Annotated in this window: 22 protein-coding genes and 1 pseudogene; 14 read left to right on the top strand and 9 right to left on the bottom strand. The window is 70.4% G+C overall.

Features of this window, described 5'->3' with window-relative positions:
* Positions 1–21: 21 nt before the first annotated feature.
* Positions 22–252: an antitoxin gene (locus ABZS64_RS09550; protein WP_355825562.1), complete on the bottom strand. Its 231-nt coding sequence runs from the start codon at positions 250–252 to the stop codon at positions 22–24.
* Between the two features lie 164 nt (positions 253–416).
* Here ABZS64_RS09550 and ABZS64_RS09545 point away from each other — a divergent pair, with 164 nt between their 5' ends.
* The 6 genes from ABZS64_RS09545 (at position 417) to ABZS64_RS09520 (ending at position 7,976) form a co-directional block, all read left to right on the top strand.
* Positions 417–1,229 (top strand): ABC transporter ATP-binding protein, encoded by an 813-nt coding sequence (locus tag ABZS64_RS09545; RefSeq protein ID WP_355825559.1) that lies wholly within the window; start codon positions 417–419, stop codon positions 1,227–1,229.
* A 7-nt stretch (positions 1,230–1,236) separates the two neighbouring features.
* Positions 1,237–3,801: an FtsX-like permease family protein gene (locus ABZS64_RS09540; RefSeq protein ID WP_355825556.1), complete on the top strand. Its 2,565-nt coding sequence runs from the start codon at positions 1,237–1,239 to the stop codon at positions 3,799–3,801.
* Positions 3,802–3,822: 21 nt separating this feature from the next.
* Positions 3,823–4,698, top strand: a complete 876-nt coding sequence (locus ABZS64_RS09535; RefSeq protein ID WP_355825554.1) for an LLM class F420-dependent oxidoreductase — start codon at positions 3,823–3,825, stop codon at positions 4,696–4,698.
* Between the two features lie 81 nt (positions 4,699–4,779).
* Positions 4,780–5,202 (top strand): GNAT family N-acetyltransferase, encoded by a 423-nt coding sequence (locus ABZS64_RS09530; protein ID WP_355825551.1) that lies wholly within the window; start codon positions 4,780–4,782, stop codon positions 5,200–5,202.
* A 426-nt stretch (positions 5,203–5,628) separates the two neighbouring features.
* Positions 5,629–6,966 (top strand): hemolysin family protein, encoded by a 1,338-nt coding sequence (locus tag ABZS64_RS09525; RefSeq protein ID WP_355825548.1) that lies wholly within the window; start codon positions 5,629–5,631, stop codon positions 6,964–6,966.
* Positions 6,963–7,976, top strand: a complete 1,014-nt coding sequence (locus ABZS64_RS09520; RefSeq protein WP_355825545.1) for a hemolysin family protein — start codon at positions 6,963–6,965, stop codon at positions 7,974–7,976. The genes ABZS64_RS09525 and ABZS64_RS09520 overlap by 4 nt, the downstream gene beginning before the upstream one ends.
* On the opposite strand, the gene ABZS64_RS09515 is transcribed toward ABZS64_RS09520, so the two are convergent.
* Entirely contained in the window at positions 7,973–8,245 is a 273-nt protein-coding gene (locus ABZS64_RS09515) for a holin (RefSeq protein WP_355825542.1), read from the bottom strand. The two genes, ABZS64_RS09520 and ABZS64_RS09515, sit on opposite strands and share 4 nt — an antisense overlap.
* A gap of 51 nt (positions 8,246–8,296) precedes the next feature.
* The gene (locus ABZS64_RS09510) at positions 8,297–9,301 is read right to left on the bottom strand and encodes a maleylpyruvate isomerase family mycothiol-dependent enzyme (RefSeq protein WP_355825539.1); all 1,005 of its coding nucleotides are present in this window, start codon (positions 9,299–9,301) and stop codon (positions 8,297–8,299) included.
* A 59-nt stretch (positions 9,302–9,360) separates the two neighbouring features.
* On the opposite strand from ABZS64_RS09510, the gene ABZS64_RS09505 reads away from it, so the two are divergent.
* Genes ABZS64_RS09505 through mug form a run of 3 tightly spaced genes read left to right on the top strand, consistent with a single transcriptional unit; the run spans position 9,361 to position 12,223 of the window.
* A complete protein-coding gene (locus tag ABZS64_RS09505) occupies positions 9,361–10,140 on the top strand; it encodes an SGNH/GDSL hydrolase family protein (RefSeq protein ID WP_355825536.1) in 780 nt (259 codons plus the stop codon).
* 59 nt (positions 10,141–10,199) lie between these two features.
* Positions 10,200–11,633 (top strand): adenylosuccinate lyase, encoded by a 1,434-nt coding sequence (purB, locus tag ABZS64_RS09500; RefSeq protein ID WP_355825534.1) that lies wholly within the window; start codon positions 10,200–10,202, stop codon positions 11,631–11,633.
* Positions 11,630–12,223, top strand: coding sequence for a G/U mismatch-specific DNA glycosylase (mug, locus tag ABZS64_RS09495; RefSeq protein WP_355826038.1), 594 nt, complete (start codon positions 11,630–11,632; stop codon positions 12,221–12,223). The genes purB and mug overlap by 4 nt, the downstream gene beginning before the upstream one ends.
* Here mug and ABZS64_RS09490 read toward each other — a convergent pair.
* The 3 genes from ABZS64_RS09490 to ABZS64_RS09480 are packed head-to-tail and all read right to left on the bottom strand — an operon-like array spanning position 12,220 to position 14,337.
* On the bottom strand, positions 12,220–12,615 hold the full coding sequence (locus tag ABZS64_RS09490) for a hypothetical protein (RefSeq protein WP_355825531.1): 396 nt from the start codon (positions 12,613–12,615) through the stop codon (positions 12,220–12,222). The genes mug and ABZS64_RS09490 overlap by 4 nt on opposite strands.
* A gap of 40 nt (positions 12,616–12,655) precedes the next feature.
* On the bottom strand, positions 12,656–13,408 hold the full coding sequence (locus ABZS64_RS09485; protein ID WP_355825528.1) for an ABC transporter permease: 753 nt from the start codon (positions 13,406–13,408) through the stop codon (positions 12,656–12,658).
* Positions 13,405–14,337 carry an ATP-binding cassette domain-containing protein gene (locus ABZS64_RS09480; protein ID WP_355825525.1) on the bottom strand — a complete coding sequence of 311 codons (933 nt, stop codon included), beginning with the start codon at positions 14,335–14,337 and terminating at the stop codon, positions 13,405–13,407. Before ABZS64_RS09480 ends, ABZS64_RS09485 begins: the two co-directional genes overlap by 4 nt.
* A 107-nt stretch (positions 14,338–14,444) precedes the next feature.
* Here ABZS64_RS09480 and ABZS64_RS09475 point away from each other — a divergent pair, with 107 nt between their 5' ends.
* The 3 genes from ABZS64_RS09475 (at position 14,445) to ABZS64_RS09465 (ending at position 17,520) form a co-directional block, all read left to right on the top strand.
* Entirely contained in the window at positions 14,445–15,620 is a 1,176-nt protein-coding gene (locus tag ABZS64_RS09475; RefSeq protein WP_355825521.1) for a histidine kinase, read from the top strand.
* A gap of 4 nt (positions 15,621–15,624) precedes the next feature.
* The gene (locus ABZS64_RS09470) at positions 15,625–16,275 is read left to right on the top strand and encodes a response regulator transcription factor (RefSeq protein ID WP_355825518.1); all 651 of its coding nucleotides are present in this window, start codon (positions 15,625–15,627) and stop codon (positions 16,273–16,275) included.
* 87 nt (positions 16,276–16,362) lie between these two features.
* A complete protein-coding gene (locus ABZS64_RS09465) occupies positions 16,363–17,520 on the top strand; it encodes an ROK family transcriptional regulator (protein WP_355825516.1) in 1,158 nt (385 codons plus the stop codon).
* A gap of 69 nt (positions 17,521–17,589) precedes the next feature.
* On the opposite strand, the gene ABZS64_RS09460 is transcribed toward ABZS64_RS09465, so the two are convergent.
* Positions 17,590–18,354, bottom strand: coding sequence for a GntR family transcriptional regulator (locus ABZS64_RS09460; protein ID WP_355825513.1), 765 nt, complete (start codon positions 18,352–18,354; stop codon positions 17,590–17,592).
* Positions 18,355–18,602: 248 nt separating this feature from the next.
* A complete protein-coding gene (locus ABZS64_RS09455; protein WP_355825510.1) occupies positions 18,603–19,487 on the bottom strand; it encodes an RNA polymerase sigma-70 factor in 885 nt (294 codons plus the stop codon).
* A 172-nt stretch (positions 19,488–19,659) separates the two neighbouring features.
* On the opposite strand from ABZS64_RS09455, the gene ABZS64_RS09450 reads away from it, so the two are divergent.
* Positions 19,660–20,490, top strand: a complete 831-nt coding sequence (locus ABZS64_RS09450; protein ID WP_355825508.1) for an alpha/beta fold hydrolase — start codon at positions 19,660–19,662, stop codon at positions 20,488–20,490.
* Between the two features lie 57 nt (positions 20,491–20,547).
* Here ABZS64_RS09450 and ABZS64_RS09445 read toward each other — a convergent pair.
* Positions 20,548–21,387: pseudogene (locus ABZS64_RS09445) on the bottom strand (DMT family transporter); the annotation flags it as partial.
* A gap of 47 nt (positions 21,388–21,434) precedes the next feature.
* On the opposite strand from ABZS64_RS09445, the gene ABZS64_RS09440 reads away from it, so the two are divergent.
* Positions 21,435–22,889 (top strand): PLP-dependent aminotransferase family protein, encoded by a 1,455-nt coding sequence (locus tag ABZS64_RS09440; protein ID WP_355825505.1) that lies wholly within the window; start codon positions 21,435–21,437, stop codon positions 22,887–22,889.
* Positions 22,890–22,919 lie beyond the last annotated feature (30 nt).

Here is a 22,919-nt window from a genome sequence, read left to right as displayed (position 1 = left end):
GCTCCGGCGTGGTCGTCGCAGTCACCGCTTGCCCTTGCCGTGCTCCGTGCCGAACTCCTCGGCGAACACGGACTCGTACTGCTTCATGAAGTCCGACGCCGCCTCCACGAAGGTGCGTCCCACCTCGCCGGCGTCCTGCTTGACGAGCTCCTCGATGTAGCGGTTCACGCTCATCCCGCGCTGCATCGCCCGCTGGCGCGCGGCCTCCGCGGTTGTCTCGTCCACTCTCACGTTCAATTGAGTCTTCGCCACATCATCAAGCTAGCGCGCTGACGCTAGCATCGGCAAGAGGGCCGTCCCGTGTCCCTTACATCAACCCTGAGGACCGGACCTGGGATGGATGCCGAAACACCGACGCCCGCTCTACCCTCGCCTCCTGTACGGGAGCCGGAGCGGCCACGACCCGGGAGGCGGCCTTGTCCACACCAGCCACTGCACCCACCTACGATCAAGCCGCGGATGTGCCGCTCGCGGCCCGGGCGCGGGCTCTGACCAAGGCCTACGGCACGGGTGAGACGACCGTGCGCGCCCTGGACGCCGTCGATGTCGACATCGCACGCGGCCGGTTCACCGCGGTCATGGGCCCGTCCGGCTCGGGCAAGTCCACGCTGATGCACTGCCTCGCCGGCCTCGACACGGTCTCCGCCGGACAGGTCTGGCTCGGCGACACCGAGATCACCGGACTCAAGGACCGCGAACTGACCCGGCTCCGGCGGGACCGGATCGGCTTCATGTTCCAGGCGTTCAACCTTCTGCCCACGCTCACCGCGGCGGAGAACATCACGCTCCCTATGGACATCGCCGGGCGCAAACCCGACCGCGAGTGGGTGGAGCAGGTCATCGACACACTCGGGCTGCGCGACCGGCTGAAGCACCGGCCCGCGGAGCTGTCCGGCGGGCAGCAGCAGCGCGTGGCCTGTGCCCGTGCGCTGGCCTCCCGACCCGAGCTGATCTTCGCGGACGAGCCGACCGGCAATCTCGACTCACGCGCGGGCGCCGAGGTGCTCGCGTTCCTGCGCGAGGCCGTCGACCGGCTGGAGCAGACCGTGGTGATGGTGACGCACGACCCGGGCGCCGCCGCCCATTCGGACCTGGTGCTGTTCCTCGCGGACGGCAGGATCGTCGACGTCATGCCCGACCCGACAGCAGAGGCGGTACTGGAACGCATGCGCCTCTTCTCTGGGGGAAACCCCCAGACCCCCGGCTTCGACGACCCGCGCAAGAGCTGAGGACACCGTGCTCAAGGCAACGCTGCGGAGCTTCTTCGCACACAAGGGCCGACTGCTGCTCTCGGCACTGGCGGTACTGCTGTCCGTGGCCTTCGTCAGCGGCAGTCTGATCTTCTCGGACACCGTCTCGCGCACCTTCGACCGGCTCTTCGCCTCCACGGCGGCGGACGTCACCATCTCCCCGAAGGAGGGCATCAGCGAGAGCGTGCCCACCGGAGTCGTCCGGACGGTGCCCGCATCGCTCGCGGACCGCGTCGGCTCGGTCGACGGCGTCAAGGCCACCCACATCGAGGCGTCCGTACAGAACATCACGGTCGTCGACGACGAGAACGAGGCCGTCGGGCCGACGACCGGTGCACCCACCATCGCCACCGCCTGGCGGGTATCCGACCGCAGCCCGGTGAAACTGACCAGCGGTCACGAGCCGCACGGCCCCGGTGAGGCGCTGCTCGACAAGGACACCGCCGACAAGAAGAAGCTGGGCATCGGGGACACGCTCAGCGTTCTCGCGCAGCCCGGTTCGTTCAAGGTCGAGATCGTCGGGATCGCGACCTTCACCACCACCAACCCCGGTGCCGCGCTGGTCTTCCTGGACACCCCGACCGCCCAGACCAAGCTGCTCGGCAGGACCGGTGTGGCCACCTCGGTGTCGGTGGAGGCGGCCGACGGAGTGAGCGATGCGATGCTCAAACAGCGGATCGCGGCCGCGCTGGGTGATACGTACGAACTGAAGACCGCCGACGAGCAGGCCGAGTCGGCCGCCGCCCAACTGGGCCCGTTCCTCGATGTCATCAAATACGTGATGCTCGGCTTCGCGGGCGTCGCGGTACTGGTCGGCGTCTTCCTGATCGTCAACACCTTCTCGATGCTGATCGCCCAGCGCACCCGCGAGCTGGGGCTGCTGCGGGCGCTCGGCGCGGACCGCCGCCAGGTCCGCAATTCCGTCCTCACCGAGGCGCTGCTGCTGGGTCTGGTCGGCTCGACGCTCGGACTGGCCGCCGGAATCGGGCTCGCGGCCGGGCTGATCGAGCTGATGGGCCTGCTCGGGATGAATCTGAGCGCCGCCGAGATGGTGGTGGGGGTGGCGACTCCGGTATCGGCGTATGTGGTCGGGCTCGGCGTCACGTTCGTGGCCGCGTATCTGCCCGCCCGGCGGGCCGCCCGGGTCTCCCCCATGGCCGCGCTCGCGGATGCCGAAGTGGCGGGAGTGGGACGGCCGTTGAAGATCCGGGCCATCGCCGGAGCCGTCGTCGCCGCGGCCGGTGCCGCCGCGCTCGCCGGATGCGCGGTGAGCGAGAAGACCTCGTCGGCCGCCTCGCTGCTGGGGCTCGGCGTGGTGCTGACGCTGATCGCGACGGTGGTGGCGGGACCGCTGCTGGTGCGGCCGGTGATCCGGGTGCTCGGCGGGGCCTTCCCCAAGCTGTTCGGCTCGGTCGGCCGGATGAGTCAGCGCAACGCGCTGCGCAATCCCCGGCGTACGGGTGCCACCGCGGCAGCCCTGATGGTGGGCCTGGCGCTGGTCGGCGGTCTCTCGATTGCCAGCGCTTCGATGACCAAGTCCTTCGACAACCAGATCGACAAGACACTGGGCGCCGATTTCGTCGTACAGAACGCCAACTTCATGCCGTTCCCCGAGGAGATCACACAGAAGGTGAAGGACGTCGACAGCGCGGGCACCGTCGTACGCCAGCGCTTCGCGCCTCTTGCGCTGAGCATGCCGGACGGCAAGCGGGTGGAGTCGACCGCTTCGGGCTATGACCCGCAGCTGGACGAGGCCGCGCACATCACCTACGCGAGCGGAGACACGAGGGCCGCGCTGGCGCCGGACAGCATCGCGATGGACCGCGGATTCGCCGAGGACCACAAGGTGCGCGTCGGATCGGTCCTGCCGGCCGAGTTCGCGGGCGGGCAGAAGGCACGGCTGACGGTCGGGGCGCTCACGAACATGGACCAGAGCGGCGGGCCCGGAATGCAGGGCGGCCTGTTCATGGGGCTGTCCACCGTCGAGAAGTATCTGCCGGGCGGCCAGGAGGCCGTGCTGTACGTCAACGCCGCGAGCGGCAGCGACGCCAAGGAGCTGCGCAAGGCCCTGGAGAAGGCTCTCGATCCCTATCCGCAGGTGCAGGTGCGGGACCAGGCCGACTACAAGGAGCTGATCCGCCAGCAGATCGCCGTGATGCTCTATCTCGTGTACGCGCTGCTGGGGCTCGCGATCGTCATCGCCGTGCTCGGCGTGGTCAACACCCTTGCCCTGTCGGTGGTCGAGCGGACCCGGGAGATCGGACTGCTGCGTGCCATCGGTCTCTCGCGGATCCAGCTGCGGCGCATGATCCGGCTGGAATCCGTCGTGATCGCGGTCTTCGGGGCACTGCTGGGGCTTGCGCTGGGCATGGTCTGGGGTGTGTCGGTGCAGCAGGTGCTGGCGCTGGAGGGGCTCAAGGCGTTCGCCGTGCCGTGGGGCACTGTCATCGCGGTCGTCGTGGGCTCGGTGATCGTGGGGCTCGCCGCGGCGGTGCTTCCGGCCCTGCGGGCCTCGCGGATGAATGTGCTGGCCGCCATCGCGCACGAGTAGCCGTCCGTGGAAGGGGAGTTCATGGCCAGGCCGTTCCGTTTCGCGGTGAACATGCTCACGCCCGCCGGGGGCGAGGAGTGGCGCGCAAAGTGCCGGCGTGCCGAAGAGCTCGGCTACGACGTGATCCAGGTGCCCGACCATCTCGGAATGCCCGCGCCTTTCCCGGCGCTGGTCGCCGCGGCCGAGGCGACCGAGCGGACCCGGGTCGGCACTTTCGTCCTGAACACGGGCTTCTGGAATCCGGCGCTGCTCGCCCGCGAGATCGCCACGACGGACGCCCTCACCGGCGGGCGGCTGGAGATCGGCCTGGGCGCCGGCTATGTGAAGGAGGAACACGACCGGGCGGGCCTGGAGTTCCTCTCGCCGGGCGGGAGGGTCGGCCATCTGCGGCGTACGGTCGAGGAGTTGGACCGGCTCCTCGGCGACGAGGAGCATGTGCCCCGTGCGGTGCAGCGGCCGCGTCCGCCCCTGCTGATCGGCGGGAACGGCGACCAGGTGCTGAAGCTCGCGGTGCAGCACGCCGAAATCGTCGCCTTCACCGGTGCCCGTGTGGGCAAGGACGGCCTGGAGGTACACACGGCCGAGGAGCTGGACGGCCGGATCGCGGTGTACCGGAGGCTGGTCGCGGACCGTGCCGATCCGCCGGAGCTGAATCTGCTCCTCCAGCTCGTCGCGGTCACCGACGACCGCGGCGCCGCGGTGCAGGACCTGCTGGCCCGGGTGCCGTATCTGAGCGAGGAGCAGGTGCTCGCCCTGCCGCTGGTCACCGTGGGCACCGTCCGGGAGATCGCCGACCAGCTGCGCGCCCAGCGGGAGCGGTACGGCTTCTCGTACATCACCGTCCTCGACCCGTATCTGGAGACCTTCGGCCCGGTGATCCAGGAACTGCGCGGGTGAACCGCCCCCGTTCCGGCGGGCCGTCTCGAACCGTGGGAAGTCAGTGGCGGGCCGGAGCCGGACCGTGCTTGGCTCCTGGCCATGATCGACCTGCATATACGCCCCGCGGTGGCGGACGAGGCGGAGACCGTCCTGGCCTTCTGGAAGGAAGCGGCCGAGGGCACGAGCATCACCGACGACGTGGACGGGCTCACCCGCCTGATCGAGCGGGACCCCGAGGCGCTGATCCTGGCCGAGTCCGGCGGGCTGCTGGTGGGCTCGGTGATCGCCGGGTACGACGGGTGGCGCTGCTCGCTGTACCGCCTGGCCGTCCTTCCCTCCCGCCGCAGGCAGGGGATCTCGACTGCACTGCTCGACGCGGCCGAGCGGCGCTTCCTGGCCGCGGGCGGCAGGCGGGGCGACGCCATGGTGCTTGAGGCCAACGAGCGCGCCCAGCATGCGTGGGCCGCGGCCGGGTACCACCGCGAGGACCACTGGCGCCGCTGGGTGAAGCCCTTCGCCTAGGTCCTGTCGTTTGGATCAGGCCGGATCAGTGAGCGGCCCGCCGCGGAGCGGCTGATGTCACTGCGGTGCGTGCGATCGCAAGACGGAGGATGGGGGTCCCCCCGCCGAAGGCAGGGGGAGAGCCGACGCGGAGCGTCGGCGACTGACGCAACGCGGCGTGGGGGCACCTCCCGTGCCCGAAGGGCTACGGGGGAGTGCGCACCAGGGCACGCGAGCCCGGCAGATCGGCCGGACTGGACCTAGACGGCCGTGGCGTTCGGCACAGACCTCCGCGGCACCGGGTACTTTGCCGGTCCTTTACCATGGGTGAACCATTCACTCCCCCACGTACGAAAGGTGTGAGCGTCCGCCCATGGGCGAGCCTCCCAGTAGCCGACATCGAGCATTCCTCCTGGCCCTGCCCGATCATGGGACGGAGGTGACCCGATGACCGAAGTGCTCCTGCTCGTCGTGGCGGTGCTGCTCTCACTCGCCTGTGGTGCGTTCGTCGCGGCGGAGTTCTCCCTCACCACCGTCGAGCGCGGGGATCTCGAAGCGGCCGTCGAGCGCGGCGAACGCGGGGCGGCGAGCGCCCTCAAGGCCGTACGCAGCCTCACCTTCCAGCTCTCCGGCGCCCAGCTCGGCATCACCGTCACCAATCTGGTCGTCGGCATGCTCGCCGAGCCGTCGATCGCGAAGCTGCTCCGCGGCCCGGTCGAGGCGCTCGGTCTCTCCCCCTCGACGGCCTCGTCGGTCGCCCTGGTCATCGGTACCGGCCTGTCGACGATCGTGCTCATGGTCGTCGGCGAGCTGGTCCCCAAGAACTGGGCCATCTCGTCGCCGCTGGCCGTGGCCAAGGTGGTGGCGCCCCCGCAGCGGGTCTTCACCGCCGCCTTCAAGCCCTTCATCAGCCATCTCAACAACACGGCCAACCGCATCCTGCGATGGCTCGGCATGGAGCCGACCGAGGAGCTGGCCTCCGCCCGCAGCCCGCAGGAACTGGTCGCCCTCGCCCGGCACTCCGCGAAGGAGGGCGCGCTCGAGGCGGACACCGCCGAGCTGTTCGTACGCACCCTCAATCTGTCCGAGCTGACCGCGGAGAACGTGATGACCCCGCGGGTCCAGGTCACCGCCCTGGAGGTGCAAGCCACCGCCGAGGACGTCGCCAACGCCACCCGCGCCACCGGCCTGTCCCGCTTCCCCGTCTACCAGGGAAGCCTGGACACCGTCGTCGGCATCGCGCACATCAAGGACGTCCTCGCCATCCCGGCCGCGCGCCGTCCCCGCCACCGCGTCTCCGAACTGCTGCGTGAGCCGTTGCTCGTGCCCGAGAGCCTGACCGTGGACCGGCTGCTCGACCGGCTGTCCGGCAAGAACACCATGGCCGTCGTCATCGACGAGTACGGCGGTACGGCAGGCGTCGTAACGCTGGAGGACATCGTGGAGGAGGTCGTCGGCGAGGTGCGCGACGAGCACGATCCGCACGAGACTCCGGACCTGGCCCGGGCGGGCGAGGACGCCGACGGCCGCTCGCTCTGGTCGGCGGACGGCGCGGCGCGGACCGACCAGCTGGAGCGGGTCGGCCTGCGGGTGCCCGAGGGCCCGTACGAGACACTCGCCGGTCTGATCGCCACCGCGCTGGGACGCATCCCCGTCGAGGGCGACCGGATCGAGCTCGCCGACTGGCGGCTCGATGTCGTGGACGCGTCCGGACGGCGTGCGGCCCGGGTGCTGATGCACGCACCGCTCCCGTCGGCCGACGACACCGAGGAGGCCGGACGATGACCGCCGTCCAGCTCCTCATCGGCCTGCTGACCCTGGTGGTCAACGCCTTCTTCGTCGGCGCGGAGTTCGCCCTGATCTCCGTACGCCGCAGTCAGATCGAGCCGGAGGCGGAGGCCGGGAACCGGAGGGCGCGCAGCGTCCTGTGGGGCCTGGAGCATGTCTCGGCGCTGCTTGCCGCCGCGCAGCTCGGCATCACGCTGTGCACCCTGGTGCTCGGCATCGTCGCCGAGCCCGCCATCGCGAATCTGCTGGAGCCGGTGTTCGACGCGGTGGGTGTGGCGCACGGCTTGATCCACCCGATCTCGTTCGTGATCGCACTGTCGGTGGCGACGTATCTGCACATGCTGCTCGGCGAGATGGTGCCGAAGAACATCGCACTGGCCGAGCCCGCGCGGAGCGCGCTGCTGCTCGGCCCGCCGCTGGTCACACTGGCCCGCGCGCTGCGTCCGGTGATCTTCACGATCAACGCTGCCGCCAATGGGCTGCTGAAACTGCTGCGGGTCGAGACCAGGAACGAGGTGGCGGCGACCTACTCGGACGACGAGCTGGCGCGGATGGTGCGGGACGCGGGGGATGCCGGTCTGCTCGACGACCGCTCGGCCGAGCGACTGCGCGACGCCCTGGAGCTGGGGCGCCGGCCGGTGCGCGATGTGGTGATGCCGGTCGAGCGCGTGGTGTACGCGCAGGCCGGGACGACGCCCGAGCAACTGGAGGCGCTGTCCGCCGAGTCCCGGTTCTCCCGCTTCCCGGTGGTGGACTCGGGCAGCCGGATCCTCGGCTATCTCCATGTGAAGGACGCACTGGACGCGACTCCGCGCGATGAGCCCTTCCCCGTCACGGCGCTGCGCCCGATCGCACGGGTGCGGGCGGTGACGCCGCTCGACGACGTCCTCACCGCGATGCGGCGCAGCCGTACGCATCTGGCGGCGGTGCTGGACGAGGACGGCACGCCCGTGGGCCTGGTGACGATGGAGGACGTGCTGCGGGAGCTGGTGGGCATGCCCGGTTAGCCCGCCCCGGTGGCAGGCGCGGCAGCAGTCGTGGTGGCGGCGGCCCGTTCCGTGGTCTCGGTGAGACCCGGGCCGGGCCGTCCGGCTTTGGCCGCGCCGATCGCGGTGAGTACGGCGAGGACACTGGCCAGGCCCGCGGTGGCGAGTGCGGCGGGCCAGTCGACGTCGAAGAGGTTCGTCGCGCCGGCCATCAGGACGGCGACCAGGGACTGGGCGAAGGTGCGCACGGCGCGCTCCGCGGTGGCTTTCCAGAAGTCTGCGGTGAACATGCTTCTGGACATACTGCGGAACGCGCCGTACCGACAGACCCGGCGGCAGATTTACAGCGCGGTCGCCGCCAGCCAGGCATCGAGAACGGCGCGGTCTCCGCTGACGCGGAAGCGTGCGTCGTCGGCGCGGTGGCGTCCGTAGACGAGCAGCAGCAGATCGCCCGCCGTGGCCTCGACGCACGTGGCGGTCTCGTCGGCGCTCTTGGTCCAGGAGTAGCCGCCGTCCCCGAATCTGACCCTCCAGGCGGCACCGGTGTCCCTGGCCGTCAGCGTGACCGAGCCGTTCGCGAGAGCGGCGACCGGCTCGGCTGTCCAGGAGTAGTACGGCAGGTTCTCCAGGAACTCCTCTATACCGTCCGCGGCCGTGCCCCCCTCGATCCGCGGTTCCAGACCCAGCGCGAGTTCGGCGTCGGCCAGATGGACGACGGCCTCGAAGAGCAGCCGGCGCGGGAAGAAGCGCACCCGCTGGTCGGCGCCGTGCGACCACATCGGTGTCTCCGGGTCGACCGCGCGCAGGGTCCGCAGCGTGGCTTCGGCGCTGCGGGCCAGCCACTCGGGATACGCCGTGGGGTCGTCGGGAAGTTCGAGGGGGACGTCCCGCGACCAGACGCGCTCGGCTGCCCGGGTCCGTACGAGGTGCTCCATCCAGCGGTGCGTCGCGCCGTGATGCTTGACCAGGTCGGCGAAGGTCCAGCCGGGGCAGGTCGGCACGGGCGTGGCGGGGGCCACGCCCCGCACGGTCTCGACGAACCGGCGTTCCAGACGCTCGACCGAGTCGCAGTAGAGCTCGTGCTGGTCGTCATCGAGGCCGAAGCTCTCGGGGATCCGCAGCAGGTCGTCGCGCCAGGCGCCGTCGGGCCCGCGCGCCGCGGCCCGGCGCACCAGGGCGGACAGGGCCCGGCGGTCCGCGGGCGAGAGCCGGGCGAGCAGATAGCCCGTGTTCTCCAGCCATTTCACCGCGGTGTCGGGGTCCAGGACATCGTCGTCACAGGTGTCGATCGTGGTCACCAGATCGGCCAGCGCCTCGGCCAGGGCGTTCAGCAGCGCGTCACTCACAGAGCTCCCCTCCCGGTACGGAACCGACGGACCTTACCGCGCGGTACGATCGCTCCGCCATGGAGATGAATGCCAACTACACCAGTTTTGTCGCGGTCGGCGATTCCTTTACCGAGGGGATGTCCGACCTTCTGCCCGACGGTTCCTACCGCGGCTGGGCGGATCTGCTCGCGGGCCGGCTGGCCGCGCATACCCCGGGATTCCGGTACGCCAATCTCGCCGTCCGCGGAAAGCTCATCGGCCAGATCGTCGACGAGCAGGTGGACGTGGCGGCCGCCATGCAGGCCGATGTGATCACACTGGTGGGCGGGCTCAATGACACGCTGCGGCCCAAGTGCGACATGGGCAGGGTGCGCGGGCTCCTGGAGGAGGCCGTGGAGAAGCTGGCGCCGTCCTGCCGGCAGCTGGTGCTGATGCGCAGCCCCGGCCGCACCGGCCCGGTGCTGGAACGCTTCCGCCCCCGCATGGAGGAGCTGTTCGGTTTCGTCGACGAACTGGCGGCCCGGCACGGCGCCCTGGTGGTCGATCTGTACGGCTCCGAGGTGCTCGCCGACCAGCGGATGTGGGACGTGGACCGGCTCCATCTGACGGCCGAGGGGCACCGGCGAGTGGCCGAGGCGGTCTGGCAGACCCTGGGGCACGACGCGGAGGACGACTGGCAGTCGCTGCTGCCTCCAGCGGTGCGGACCGGCTGGGCGGCGCGGCGGGTCGGTGACCTGCGGTTCGCGCGTCAGTATCTGGGCCCGTGGATCGGGCGACGGCTGACGGGCCGCTCCTCCGGGGACGGCCGTCCGGCCAAGAGGCCCGAGCTGCTGCCGTACGAGGCTCCGGGTTCGTAGTAAGCCACAAACCGGGCCGGGGCGCTGGCCTGCGTAAACCGCCAGTAGAATCCGTACACGTGACAGCCAAGCCCCGCATCCCCAATGTCCTGGCCGGCCGCTACGCCTCCGCGGAGCTGGCCGTCCTGTGGTCCCCCGAGCAGAAGGTGAAGCTGGAGCGTCAGCTCTGGCTCGCAGTGCTGCGCGCCCAGAAGGACCTCGGCATCGAGGTGCCCGAGGCCGCCATCGCCGACTACGAGCGGGTGCTCGACCAGGTCGACCTTGCGTCGATCGCCGAGCGCGAGAAGATCACGCGCCACGATGTGAAGGCGCGCATCGAGGAGTTCAACGCGCTCGCGGGCCATGAGCAGGTCCACAAGGGCATGACCTCCCGCGATCTGACCGAGAACGTCGAGCAGTTGCAGATCCGGCTCTCGCTGGAGCTGATGCGCGACCGCACGGTGGCGGTGCTCGCGCGTCTCGGCAAGCTCTCCGGTGAGTACGCCGAGCTGGTGATGGCCGGACGCTCGCACAACGTCGCCGCGCAGGCCACGACGCTGGGCAAGCGCTTCGCGACCGCGGCCGACGAACTGCTGGTGGCGTACGGACGCCTCGAAGATCTACTGGGCCGCTACCCGCTGCGCGGCATCAAGGGCCCGGTCGGCACAGCTCAGGACATGCTCGACCTGCTGGGCGGCGACGCGGCGAAGCTCGCCGAGCTGGAACAGCGCATCGCCGGACACCTCGGCTTCGCGCACGCCTTCACCTCGGTCGGCCAGGTCTACCCCCGCTCGCTCGACTACGACGTGGTCTCGGCGCTGGTGCAGCTGGCTGCCGCGCCGTCCTCGATCGCCAAGACGATCCGGCTGATGGCCGGGCACGAGCTGGTGACCGAGGGCTTCAAGCCCGGCCAGGTCGGGTCCTCCGCGATGCCTCACAAGATGAACACCCGCTCCTGCGAGCGCGTCAACGGCCTGATGGTCATCCTGCGCGGCTACGCCTCGATGACGGGCGAGCTGGCGGGCGACCAGTGGAACGAGGGCGACGTCTCCTGCTCCGTGGTCCGCCGGGTCGCGCTGCCGGACGCGTTCTTCGCCTTCGACGGCCTGCTGGAGACCTTCCTGACCGTGCTCGACGAGTTCGGCGCGTTCCCCGCCGTCGTCGCGCGTGAGCTGGACCGCTACCTCCCCTTCCTGGCCACCACCAAGGTGCTGATGGGTGCCGTACGCGCCGGGGTCGGCCGCGAACTCGCGCACGAGGCCATCAAGGAGAACGCCGTCGCCTCGGCGCTGGCGATGCGGGAGCAGGGCGCCGAGCGCAATGAGCTGCTCGACAAACTGGCCGCCGACGAGCGGATCCCGCTGGACCGCGCGCAGTTGGACGCGCTGATGGCCGACAAGCTGTCGTTCACCGGCGCGGCGAGCGACCAGGTGGCGGTGGTGGTCGCCCGGATCGAGGAGATCGCCAAGCAGCACCCGGAGGCCGCCGGTTACACCCCGGGGTCGATCCTCTGACCCCCGAGGATCTGGAGGCCGCTCGCGACCGCATCGTTCCCGATGTGGTCGCGGGCGGGCTTTCCGTGCTGTTCTGCGGGATCAACCCGGGTCTGATGACGGCGGCGACGGGCCATCACTTCGCAAGACCCGGCAATCGGTTCTGGCCGGTACTACATCTGTCGGGCTTCACCCCTCGTCAGTTCAGACCCGCGGAGCAGGAGGAACTGCTCGCGCACCGGCTGGGCATCACCAATGTCGTGGCCCGCGCGACGGCTCGTGCCGATGAACTGAGCGACGAGGAATTCCGCGAGGGCGGGCGCCTGCTGACGGCCAAGGTTGAGCGGCTGCGTCCGCGATGGCTGGCGGTCGTCGGTGTCACCGCGTACCGCACGGCCTTCGGCGAGAAGAAGGCCAAGATCGGGCCGCAGGAGCGCACGATCGGCGAGACGAGGACCTGGGCGCTGCCCAATCCGAGCGGGCTCAACGCGCACTGGACCGCGCAGACGATGGCCGAGGAGTTCGGCCGGCTGCGTGCGGCAGCGGAGGCGGAAACAGAAGCGGAAGCTGCGGTAGAAGCGGACCGTTCGCCGGGGGACGGCTCCCTCTAAAGCGGGTCTATGTCGGTGACCACGGCCAGCAGTTGGAACTCGGACAGGCCGAGCGCAATCCACAGGTCCTCGATGCGCCACAGGTGCAGCCAGCCCATCTGCTCGCTGAGCCGCCGCCACGGATCGGGCACGTCCTCGTCCCCGTCGGCGCGCAGCTGCGTACTGGCGAGACTGAAGAGGTCCGGCTCGCCCCACCGTTCTATGAGCACGTCCAGCAGGGCGTCGTGCTCGGCCAGGCGCTGTTCGGCGTCCGCGTCGTCGCCGAAATGCCCGTTCAGCTCCGCTATGTGAAATCCCGGGCCTTCCTGGCCGACGTCCGACGGGCCGGGCTCCGCGGGGAACCCCCGGGAGCGCAGCAAGTCGATCGTCTCGAGGTGCTGTGCCGTGGTCATGCCCCCAGTAAACCGGCCTCCACTGACATTTGGCTGTCCGTCAGGCATCCCGGCGGCGCAGCGCCCACCAGCCGGCCGCCACCGCTAGGGCCGACCAGCTTGCCAGGACCCCCAGGCCGCTCCAGGGCCCCAGCGACCCCGAGGGATCCTGCAGCAGGACCTGCTGGCCCGCCCGGTCGGGGAAGAAATCGGCGGCGCCGCTGTCGTTCGAGACGTCCCCGATCACGAAGGGGAGTATCAGGAACAGCGGAACGAGCAGGCTCAGCGCACCCGTCACACTTCGCAGCAGGGCGGCAAGCCCGGCCGACAGCAGGCTGATCAGCATGAAGTAGAGGGCGCAGCCGACGACTGCGCGCAGCGCTCCCGGATCGCCGATGCCTATGCCCAATCCCTTGTCCATGAGTGCCTGGCCGGAAAAGAAGCAGGTCAGGCTGGTGATCATGCCGACGATCAACGCCAGCCCGCCCACCGCGGCCAGTTTGGCCGCATAGAACAGCGCTCTGTTCGGAACGGCAGCCAGGGAGACCCGGATACCGGCGTTCTTGTACTCGGCGGCCATGGCTATGGCGCCGAAGGTGAGGGCCGCCATTTGTCCGAGGTTCAGGCCGTAGTAGGAGAACAGCACGGGATCGAAGTCCGTGACGTCGGGCTCCGGACGGCCGAGCGTGGAGCAGACGAGGATGGAGAGTCCGGCTGTTGCCAGGAAGACGGACATGAGCGAGGCGGAGAGCGAGCGCAGCGAGCGGACCTTGATCCACTCGGCGTGGACAACTGCTGGGAATGACACGGTCATGCCTCCTGGGTCACGGTCGGACGTACGGACTGGTAGTCGGCCTCACCGGCGGTCAGATCGAGATAGGCCTGCTCCAGCGTGGCTTCCTCTTGGGTGAGTTCGAGGACGGGAATGCCCTCCTGCGCGGCGATCCGCCCGATCTCCTCCACCCGAACGTCTTCGACGGTCCAGAGCCCCTCCTCCCTCTGGACGGGCGCCAGACCCTTGCCGAGCAGGACAGGGCGCAGCCGGTCTCCTTCCGTCGTCCTCAGCCGGACCCTGGGCCGGATGCGCGAGTCGATGAAGTCCCGCATCGGGGTGTCTGCGAGCAGCCGCCCCCGGCCAAGGACCACCAGGTGATCGGCGAACGAGGCGGTCTCGTTCATCAGATGGCTGGAGACAAGGACGGCCCGGCCCTCCCCCGCGAGACAGCGCATCAACTCCCTGATCCAGATGATCCCTTCGGGGTCCAGACCGTTGGACGGTTCGTCGAGTATCAGCACTGCCGGGTCGCCCAGCAGGGCCGCCGCTATCCCGAGCCGCTGGCGCATACCGAGCGAGAAGGTCTTGATCCGACGGTCGGCGACGCTCGCGATGCCCGCCTCCTCAAGGACCCCTTCCACGCGCCGCGCCGGGATGCGGTTGCTCACTGCGAGCGCCCGCAGATGGTTCCGTGCGGTGCGCGAACCGTGCGCGGCCTGCGCGTCGAGCAGCGCACCGACCTGTCGCAGCGGCTCGTCGTACTCGACGTACCGGCGTCCGGCGAGGGTGGCGCTTCCGGACGTCGGCCGGTCCAGACCGAGGACGATCCGCATGGTGGTGGACTTTCCGGCGCCGTTGGGACCGAGGAATCCGGTGACCTGGCCGGGCCGCACGCTGAACGAGAGGTGGTCGACGGCGCGGGTCGCGCCGTATTGCTTGGTGAGTTCTTGGACGTCGATGCTGGTCATGTCTCAACTTTGGCCGTCGCACCAGGTCCTGGGCCTCCCCCGCCCGTGGAGATCGTTTCCCCCGTGCGGGGGAGCCGGGGCGATCATGGCGCTGGCACGATGGCAGGATGCTCCACTTCTTCCGCCCGCTGACCCGGCCTGTCACCTACACACGCTGGCTCCATCTGTGCATCCCCATAGCCTTCGTGGCGATTTGGTTGTTCATCGACATGGAGCGGGTCTACATCGTGGCGTTGCTGGCCGTTCCGGTCGGTCTCGTTCCCGCGGTGCGGCTCGAAGAGGGGATGCAGGCCCAGCTGCTGCTGACGCCGGACGAACGGGGCAAGCCGGATGCCTCTATCGCGGTCGCGCCCGCGGCGACCTGGCGGGACCGCTGGCGGACGGTGCTGTGGCTGGAGGCGCGGCTGCTCCTGTCCGGCTTGGCCACGATGGTGAGCGTGTGGCTGCCGGTAACCGCGGTCGATCTGATCTCGCAGGCGTCGGGCGCCGCGCCCACCGACCCCACAGTGCTGGGCGATTGGGAACCGCATTGGTGGTACGCGCTGCTCGCGGTGATACCGATCGTGGTGCTGCTCGCTTGCTTCGTGGTGCTCGGTGAACTCGTCACCTTTCTCGCCGGACGGCTGCTCGGTCCCTCTCCGACCGAGCGTCTCACGGCTCTTGAGGAGCGCACCGAGCAGCTGCTCGAACGCAACCGCATCGCCAGGGAGATCCACGACTCCATCGGGCACGCGCTGACCGTCGCCGTGGTGCAGGCAGGTGCCGCTCGGGCCGCAGGGGACCCTGAGTTCACCGAGCGCGCCCTGGCTGCGATCGAGGAGACCGGCCGGGCCGCGCTGGACGATCTGGAGCGCGTGCTCCTCGTGCTGCGCGAGACCGGGCAGCCGGTGAGTCAGCGGCCCACGCTGGACGAGTCGGACCGGCTGCTGGAGTCGGCGCGGGCCTCGGGTGCAAAGGTCGAGGCGGAGATGACGGGTGCGCTGGAGCTGGTGCCGGGGCCGGTGTCACGCGAGGGGTACCGCATCCTCCAGGAGGCGCTGACCAATGTGCTGCGCCACTGCGGGCCCGTCCCCGTGCGGGTGAGGATCGCCGTCCTGGCGCAGCGCCTGGAGATGGACGTGACCAATCCGCTCACGGACGGCACGGCATCGACGGGTCAGGGCGGCAGCGGGCTGCGCGGCATACGGGAGCGGGCGGCGCTGCTCGGCGGAAAGGCCAAGACCGGACCGTTCGAAGGGGAATGGAGGGTGCGCGTGAGACTGCCGCTGAACGGCCTACGCTGACCGGATGCCGGTTACCGTTCTTCTGGTCGACGACGAACCCCTGGTCCGCGCGGGCCTGCGCGCCGTGCTCGAGGCGCAGCCCGATATCGAGGTGGTCGGCGAGGCCGCCGACGGAGCCGCCGTGATCCCGCTGGTGCGGCAGCTGCGCCCCGATGTGGTGGCGATGGACGTCCGGATGCCGTTGCTCGACGGCATCGAGGCGACCCGGGCGGTGGTGCGCACCGTGCAGGACCCGCCGAAGATCCTGGTCGTGACGACCTTCGAGAACGACGAGTACGTCTACGAAGCGCTGCGCGCCGGGGCGGACGGCTTTCTGCTCAAGCGCGCCCGTCCCGCCGAAATCGTGCACGCTGTGCGCCTTGTCGCCGAGGGCGAGTCCCTGTTGTTCCCGGCCGCTGTGCGCTCCCTGGCCGCCGAGTACGGGAACAACACCGCCCGCGCGGCCATGGAGCGGGCTGCGCTCACCGAGCGTGAGGCGGCTGTGCTGCGTCTGATGGCGCGTGGGCTGTCCAACGCGGAGATCGCCGCCGAGCTGATGGTCGGCACGGAGACGGTGAAGTCCCATGTCAGCGCGGTGCTCGGCAAGTTGGGGGCCCGCGACCGCACCCAGGCGGTCATCGCCGCGTACGAGTCCGGTTTCGTGGCCCCTGCCTGATCGCGGCCGCCTCCTACGGATGCTCGCCGCCGTCGCGGCCAGCGAGTACGATCCGGCAGACACGCGCTCGAGCTGGGAGGACACACCGTGGGGCGGCTGACCGGCGGAGACCCGTCGCTGCTGCGGCGGATCAATTCCGCGGTGGTACTCCATGCACTGCGGGGCGCTGGCTCCCCCACGCTCACGGATCTGACCCGGATCACCGGTCTGTCACGGCCGACTGTCGAGGGCGTGATCGAGGGGCTCATCGAGGCCGGGCTCGTCGTCGAGAGCATCCCCGAGGAGGGCGCTGCACGCCGTCAGGGACGGCCGGCGCGGCGGTTCAGGTTCCGGGCCGAGGCCGGTCATCTGCTGGGTGTGGAGATCGGGTCTCACCGGATCGCCGCCCTGCTCTCCGGCCTGGACGGGCGGATCATCGGCGCCGGATCCAGGGATGTCTCGGAGACGGCGTCCGAGGACGAGCGTCTTGAGCGGGTGCGGCAGGTGGTCGCCGATGTCCTGCGCAGGACCGGGGTCGCGCGGAGCAGTCTGCGGGCCGTCGGGGTCGGCTCACCCGGCATCGTGGAGGCCGACGGAACCGTACGACTCGGGACCGCGCTGCCCGGCTGGACCGGTCTGGCGCTCGGCGAGCGGCTGCGCAGATCCTTCCGCTGTCCGGTACTCGTCGAGAACGACGCCAACGCCGCCGCGGTAGCCGAGCACTGGAAGGGCGCCGCGACCGAGTCCGACGACATCGTGTTCGTGCTGGCCGGGCTGAGCCCGGGTGCGGGCTCGCTGATCGGCGGACGGCTGCACCGCGGTTTCGGGGGCGCGGCGGGCGAGATCGGGGCGCTGCATCTGCTGGGTCGCGAGGTGACCCCGGAGAAACTGCTGTCGACGACGGACGAGCCGCTGCATCCGCTGGACGAGCAGGCGGTGGCCGATGTCTTCGCGCTCGCCAAGCAGGGCGACTCCCGCGCGCAGGAGGCCGTAGAGCGGTTCATCCAGCGTCTGGTGCACGATGTGGCGGCGCTGGTGCTGGCGCTCGATCCGGAGCTGGTGGTCATCGGCGGCTGGGCCGCGGGTCTCGACGGCGTACTCGATCCGCTGCGCGACGAGCTGTCCCGGTACTGTCTGCGCCCGCCGCGGGTGGCTCTGTCGCTGCTCGGCGAGGCGGCCGTGGCGACCGGTGCGCTGCGCCTCGCGCTCGACCATGTCGAGGAGCAGCTCTTCGCCATCGAGGGAACGGTGACGGCCCGCCGCTGAGCGCGAGCTCAATGCGACGGGCCGTACCGACGGGGCGTACGTAAAACAGAAAGCAGAAGGCGGCGAGGCTCAGGAGGCGCGGCGCTCCTGGTCGTCGTGGCTGATCTCCAGATCGCCGGAGTCCCCGAAGGTGAGCCGGCAGGTGTCGGCGCGGTAGGTGGCGACCGAGACGGCCGCGGTCTTGCCCTCGGAGAAGTAGCGCGTGGTGACGACCAGCACGGGCGCGCCCGGCAGCCGGTCGAGCTCCTTGGCGTCGTCGGCACGGGCCGAGCCGAGTTCCACTGCGCGGTCCTGGCCCTCCAGGTCGAGGTGCTGGAGCTCGCGCAGTACGGCGCGGGCCCGGGCGGGACCGGCCGGGGCGTCGATCGCGGACAGTTCGGGCACGGACGAGGCCGGGACGTACAGCAGCTCCGCGGCGACCGACTGGCCGTGGGAGACACGCAGCCTGCGAACGGTGTGCGTCATCTCGTCGGCCTCGGTCTCCAGCAGTCGCGCGACCGCGGCCGGCGGGACCACCGCCGAGCAGTCAATGGACTGCCAGGCGTCCTGCCCGGTGCCCGGCCAGGCGTGCTCGGTGGTGGAGACGTCGACGCCCATGCGCGGCGGGGCGACGGTGGTGCCGACGCCGCGGCGCCGCTGCAACCGGCCTTCCAGCTCCAGCTGTTCGAGTGCCTGACGGAGTGTGGCGCGGGCGACTCCGAAGCGAGCGGCCAGATCACGCTCGTTCGGCAGGATCTCCCCCACCGCGAAATCGGAGTCGAGTGCCTGGCCGAGCACGGTCTTGAGGTGCCAGTACTTAGGTTCCGGCACCGATTCCAGCTGCGTGGTCCCCACCCTGATCCTCCGCAATCGCCGTTTCAGCGGCGGCTATTCCGCGCCCTTGTTTATTAAAGGTTCCTGCACTAACTCTGCGACCATAGGACGGTACATCTACTTGGTCAAGACCAATCCTGCGGCCGTTACGCAGCGGAACCAGCCGGATTCGCAGAGCGTTCACAGGACGTTCGTACCTGGTGACACGCGCGCAGCAAAAGACCCCGTGGCCGGATCTGGACACGGGGTCTGACGTGCGAAAGGACCGTCTATGTCGCGGTCAGCGAGGTGAGCTTGTCGGGGTTGCGGATGATGTAGACGCACTGGATCCGACCGTCGAGGACCTCCAACTGGAGGACGGTGTCCGGCTTGCCGCCGGAGAGCACGAGGAGCGCAGGCGCTCCGTTGAGCTCCGTGAAGCGGAAGCCCGGCTCCGGAATCGGCTGGTGCGCCACGGCGAACAGGAAGCGTCCGACCTTGTCCGCGCTCTCCAGGACCCGCAGGGGCGCCTTGGCCTTGCCGCCACTATCACCGACCAGGCGCACATCGGGTGCCAGCAGGCTCAGCAGCGACTCCAGGTCACCGCCCGAGGCGGCGGCAAGGAAGCGCTCGGTGAGATCACGGCATTCGGTGGGGTCGACGTCGAAGCGAGGCTTGCGCTCCTCGACATGGCGCCGGGCCCGGCCCGCGAGCTGACGCACGGCCGCCTCGGAGCGGTCGAGGGTGGCGGCGATCTCCGCGTACGGGAATCCGAAGGCCTCGCGCAGCACGAACACCGCGCGCTCCAGCGGCGACAGCGCCTCCAGCACCACGAGGACGGCGAGACTGACGGATTCGGCGAGAACGGCCTGCTCGGCGGTGTCGGGGACGGTGTACCCGAAGTCGGTGGCGAGCGGCTCGGGCAGCCAGGGCCCGACATACGCCTCGCGCCGCGACTGGGCCTGCCGCAGCCGGTCGATGGCGAGGCGGGTGGTGATCCGTACGAGATACCCGCGCGGCTCGACGACATCGCTCCGGTCGCCGGCCGACCAGCGCAGCCAGGCATCCTGCACCACGTCCTCGGCGTCGGCCACCCGGCCGAGCATGCGGTAGGCCACGCCGGTCAGAACTGGCCGGTGTTCTTCGAAGACGTCGGTCACGGTGTCGGTTGCCACCCCTCCATCCCAGCCGACCGCCCTGCGCCTGTCCAGCCGGTTTGGGTGCGGCGCGCGACACAACCGCCGCGGCGTAGGCTCGCCCCCTTGAACTCGAAGCTACTGAGCGGTAATTGTTACTGACAAGCCGTCTAAAACGTCTTCACGTGGGCGACACCAGGGAGCAGCAAGTATGGCCGAGAAGATCTCGTTCTCCATCGAGTCCCCCCGCGGCAGCCAGGCGCTGTCCGTCAGCTACGAGCGCGCGGGCAAGGGCGAGCCGCTGCTGTTGCTCCATGGCATCGGGCATCACTGGCAGGCGTGGGAGCCGGTCATGGGAATCCTCGCGGCCGAACGAGATGTCATCGCCATCGACCTGCCCGGCTTCGGCACGTCTCCGGCGCTGCCGGACGGCGTTTCGTACGACCTCACCACCGTCGGCTCGATCCTCGGCGTGCTCTGCGAAGCTCTCGCGATCGAACGCCCTCACGTGGTGGGGAACTCTCTGGGCGGTCTGCTCGCCCTGGAGTTGGGCAGGGAGAAGCTCGTACGGTCGGTGACGGCGCTGTCGCCCGCCGGCTTCTGGTCGCCGGGCGAGCGGCAGTACGCCTTCGGGGTGCTGCTCACCATGCGGCGTGCGGCGCGCGCGATGCCGCTGCCGCTGATCGAGGGGCTGTCCCGGTCGGCCGCCGGGCGGGCGGCGCTGATCAGCACCATCTACGCCCGGCCCGGGCGGCGTTCACCCGATGCGGCCGTCGCCGAGACCCTCGCCCTGCGCGAGGCGACCGGATTCCACCAGACGCTCGCCGCCGGCCGTGACGTCCTGTTCACCGACGATGTGCCCGATGTGCCGGTCACCATCGGCTGGGGCACGCGGGACCGGCTGCTGCTGCGCCGCCAGGGCATCCGGGCCAAGCACGTCATTCCCAGTGCCCGGCTGGTGCGGCTGCCCGGCTGCGGCCATGTCCCCATGAACGACGATCCCGCGCTTGTGGCCCGCGTGATTCTGGACGGCAGCCGCTGAATCCTGGACGGCGGCCGCTGACCGCCTGGTGAACACGCCCGAGCCGAGCGCCGCGCCCACCCCGACCAGCACACCGCCCGCGGCCTGGGGCGCGCCGAACGAGCCCGTCGCCACGAGTGGCGCGGTGAGGGCTGCGGCGACCGGGATCAGTCCGGTGAAGAGCGTGGCGCGCTCGGCGCCGATGCGCTGAACGCCCATGTACCAGGTGACGAAGCCGATGACCGTGACGACGGCAGCCTGCCACAGCAGCGCGAGCGTCTCCCCCTGCGCCGGCATGCGGACAAAGCCAGCGCCGTCGAGGACAAGGCCGATGGCCGTGGACTCGACGGCGGCGATGCCGCAGACGGTGGCGGTGAGCAGTTTGGGGCCGAGCGGCCGCAGCACCGGAGTCGCCAGTACGGCGAAGCCGACCTCACCGGCCAGTGCTCCGACCGACCACACGATGCCGATCAGGTCCGTACGGCCCCAGCCCTGGACGGCGAAGGCCCCGGCGGCGACGAGCAGCGCTCCGTACAGCACGGGCCGCGCGGGCCGGCGGCCGTCCAGGAGCGGTACGAGTACGGCGACGATGACGGGTGCGCAGCCGACGAACACGCCCGGAACGGCCGGTTCCGAGGTGCGTTCGGCGGCCAGGATCGCCAGATTGAAGCCGACCATGCCGACGGCGGCGAGCACGGCCAGCCGAACCCACTGAGACCGGCCGAGGGCCCGCAGCGGCGCGAGCGCGGCCCGGCCGCCGAGCAGCGGCAGCAGGAGCAGACAGGCCAGGGCGTAGCGCAGAGCCTGGCCGCCTGCGTACGGATAGTCCCCGAGGACGCTGTTGGCGGTGAAGGAGGCGCCGACGAGGACATAGGCGAAGCTGACGAGCAGCGCCCCGCGCAGGGAGTTCGCGTTCATGATGGCGACGCTATGGATCAGGGCGGTCCCGATTAAGGTCCACTTCCATGACGTCATCGGGGACCACTTCGGCGGCAGGCGGACCCTCCCGGGGTGACTCCTGGAACGCTGCCTGGGAACTGCTGCTGCCCGCGGCCGCCGCTCCGGCCAGGCAGCGCGGCCGTGCCTTGCAGTCGGCGCTGCGCGACGCCGTGCGATCGGGACGGCTGGCGGCGGGCACACGGCTGCCGTCCAGCCGCGAGCTCGCAGCCGATCTGGGCGTCTCGCGGGGCCTGGTCACCGAGGCGTACGAGCAGCTGACGGCGGAGGGCTATCTGCGCAGCGACCGGGGCGCGGGCACCTGGGTCGGGGACGCGGCGCGCGCGGCAGTGCGCGGGGCGCGGGACCTGGCGCCGCGCGCTCCCGGCGCGCAGGTGGACTTCCGTGCCGGGACGCCCGATCTCTCGCTCTTCCCGCGGGCCGCATGGGCCGCCACGCACAAGTCCGTGCTCGCACGGCTGCCGCACCGCGCGCTGGGCTATCCCGATCCGCGCGGGCTGCCTGAACTGCGCACCGCGCTGGCCTCGTTGCTCACCCGGCGGCGCGGCGTGGTGGCCGATCCGGAGTCACTGGTGGTGTGTTCCGGCGTCGCGCAGGCGATGACGCTGCTCGGCTTTGTGCTGCACGGGCACGGGCTGCGGACCGTGGGTGTCGAGGACCCGGGCAGTCCCGAGCACGGACCGCTGTTCTCGGCGGCAGGGCTGAGCATGACGGCGCTGCCCCTGGACGACGAAGGGCTCGCCACGGGGCCACTGGAGGGGTCCGGTGTCCGTGCCGTGGTGACCACGCCGGCCCACCAGTTCCCGACCGGAATCGAGTACTCCGCGAGGCGTCGCGCCGAACTCCTCGACTGGGCACGGTCGGTGGACGGTCTGATCGTCGAGGACGACTACGACGGCGACTTCCGCTACGACCGGGCTCCCGTCGGGGCTCTCCAGGGGCTCGACCCGGAGCACGTCGCGTACACGGGCTCGGTCAGCAAGTCGCTGGCGCCGGGGCTGCGACTCGGCTGGCTGGTGGTCCCTGCGCACCTGGTGGACGAGGTGGTCGAGCGCAAACGCACCATGGATCTCGGCAATCCCGCCATCGACCAGGCGCTCCTCGCGGAATTCGTCGACCGCGGCGGCTACGACCGGCAGTTGCGCCGCTGTCAGCGCGCCTACCGGGAGCGGCGGGACACGCTTGTCGCGGCGCTGGCGGAACACTTCCCGGGCTCGCAGGTCAGCGGTATCGCGGCCGGACTGCACATCATCGCCGCGCTGCCGGAGCACTACGGCCCCGAGGCACGCTTTCTGGAAGGCGCAGCCGGCGCCGGTGTCGCGGTGCGCCCGCTGGCCGACTACCGGACGGTGAGCGCCGAGGAAACGGGCGTACGGCTGGTCCTCGGGTATGCGCACCTGGCGCCGTCCGACATCGTCCGCGGGGTCCGGCTCATGGCGGAGGCGGCACATCCGGGACCGTAAGCCGTAGGGGCAGTTGTTCACTTGGGGTTC

Origin of the sequence: Streptomyces sp. NPDC005408 (assembly GCF_040606445.1) — a bacterium.
GTDB lineage: Bacteria > Actinomycetota > Actinomycetes > Streptomycetales > Streptomycetaceae > Streptomyces.
The sequence above is the reverse complement of the archived record's forward strand: the minus strand, read 5'-3'. Positions and strand labels throughout refer to the sequence as shown.

Excerpts from the sequence above, each read along its gene's own strand:
- ABZS64_RS09535 (WP_355825554.1), top strand. The coding sequence starts at position 3,823 with ATGGCCAGGCCGTTCCGTTTCGCGGTGAACATGCTCACGCCCGCCGGG.
- ABZS64_RS09530 (WP_355825551.1), top strand. The coding sequence starts at position 4,780 with ATGATCGACCTGCATATACGCCCCGCGGTGGCGGACGAGGCGGAGACC.
- ABZS64_RS09525 (WP_355825548.1), top strand. The coding sequence starts at position 5,629 with ATGACCGAAGTGCTCCTGCTCGTCGTGGCGGTGCTGCTCTCACTCGCC.
- ABZS64_RS09520 (WP_355825545.1), top strand. The coding sequence starts at position 6,963 with ATGACCGCCGTCCAGCTCCTCATCGGCCTGCTGACCCTGGTGGTCAAC.
- ABZS64_RS09515 (WP_355825542.1), bottom strand. The coding sequence starts at position 8,245 with ATGTTCACCGCAGACTTCTGGAAAGCCACCGCGGAGCGCGCCGTGCGC.
- ABZS64_RS09505 (WP_355825536.1), top strand. The coding sequence starts at position 9,361 with ATGGAGATGAATGCCAACTACACCAGTTTTGTCGCGGTCGGCGATTCC.
- ABZS64_RS09490 (WP_355825531.1), bottom strand. The coding sequence starts at position 12,615 with ATGACCACGGCACAGCACCTCGAGACGATCGACTTGCTGCGCTCCCGG.
- ABZS64_RS09485 (WP_355825528.1), bottom strand. The coding sequence starts at position 13,408 with ATGACCGTGTCATTCCCAGCAGTTGTCCACGCCGAGTGGATCAAGGTC.
- ABZS64_RS09480 (WP_355825525.1), bottom strand. The coding sequence starts at position 14,337 with ATGACCAGCATCGACGTCCAAGAACTCACCAAGCAATACGGCGCGACC.
- ABZS64_RS09475 (WP_355825521.1), top strand. The coding sequence starts at position 14,445 with ATGCTCCACTTCTTCCGCCCGCTGACCCGGCCTGTCACCTACACACGC.
- ABZS64_RS09470 (WP_355825518.1), top strand. The coding sequence starts at position 15,625 with ATGCCGGTTACCGTTCTTCTGGTCGACGACGAACCCCTGGTCCGCGCG.
- ABZS64_RS09450 (WP_355825508.1), top strand. The coding sequence starts at position 19,660 with ATGGCCGAGAAGATCTCGTTCTCCATCGAGTCCCCCCGCGGCAGCCAG.
- ABZS64_RS09440 (WP_355825505.1), top strand. The coding sequence starts at position 21,435 with ATGACGTCATCGGGGACCACTTCGGCGGCAGGCGGACCCTCCCGGGGT.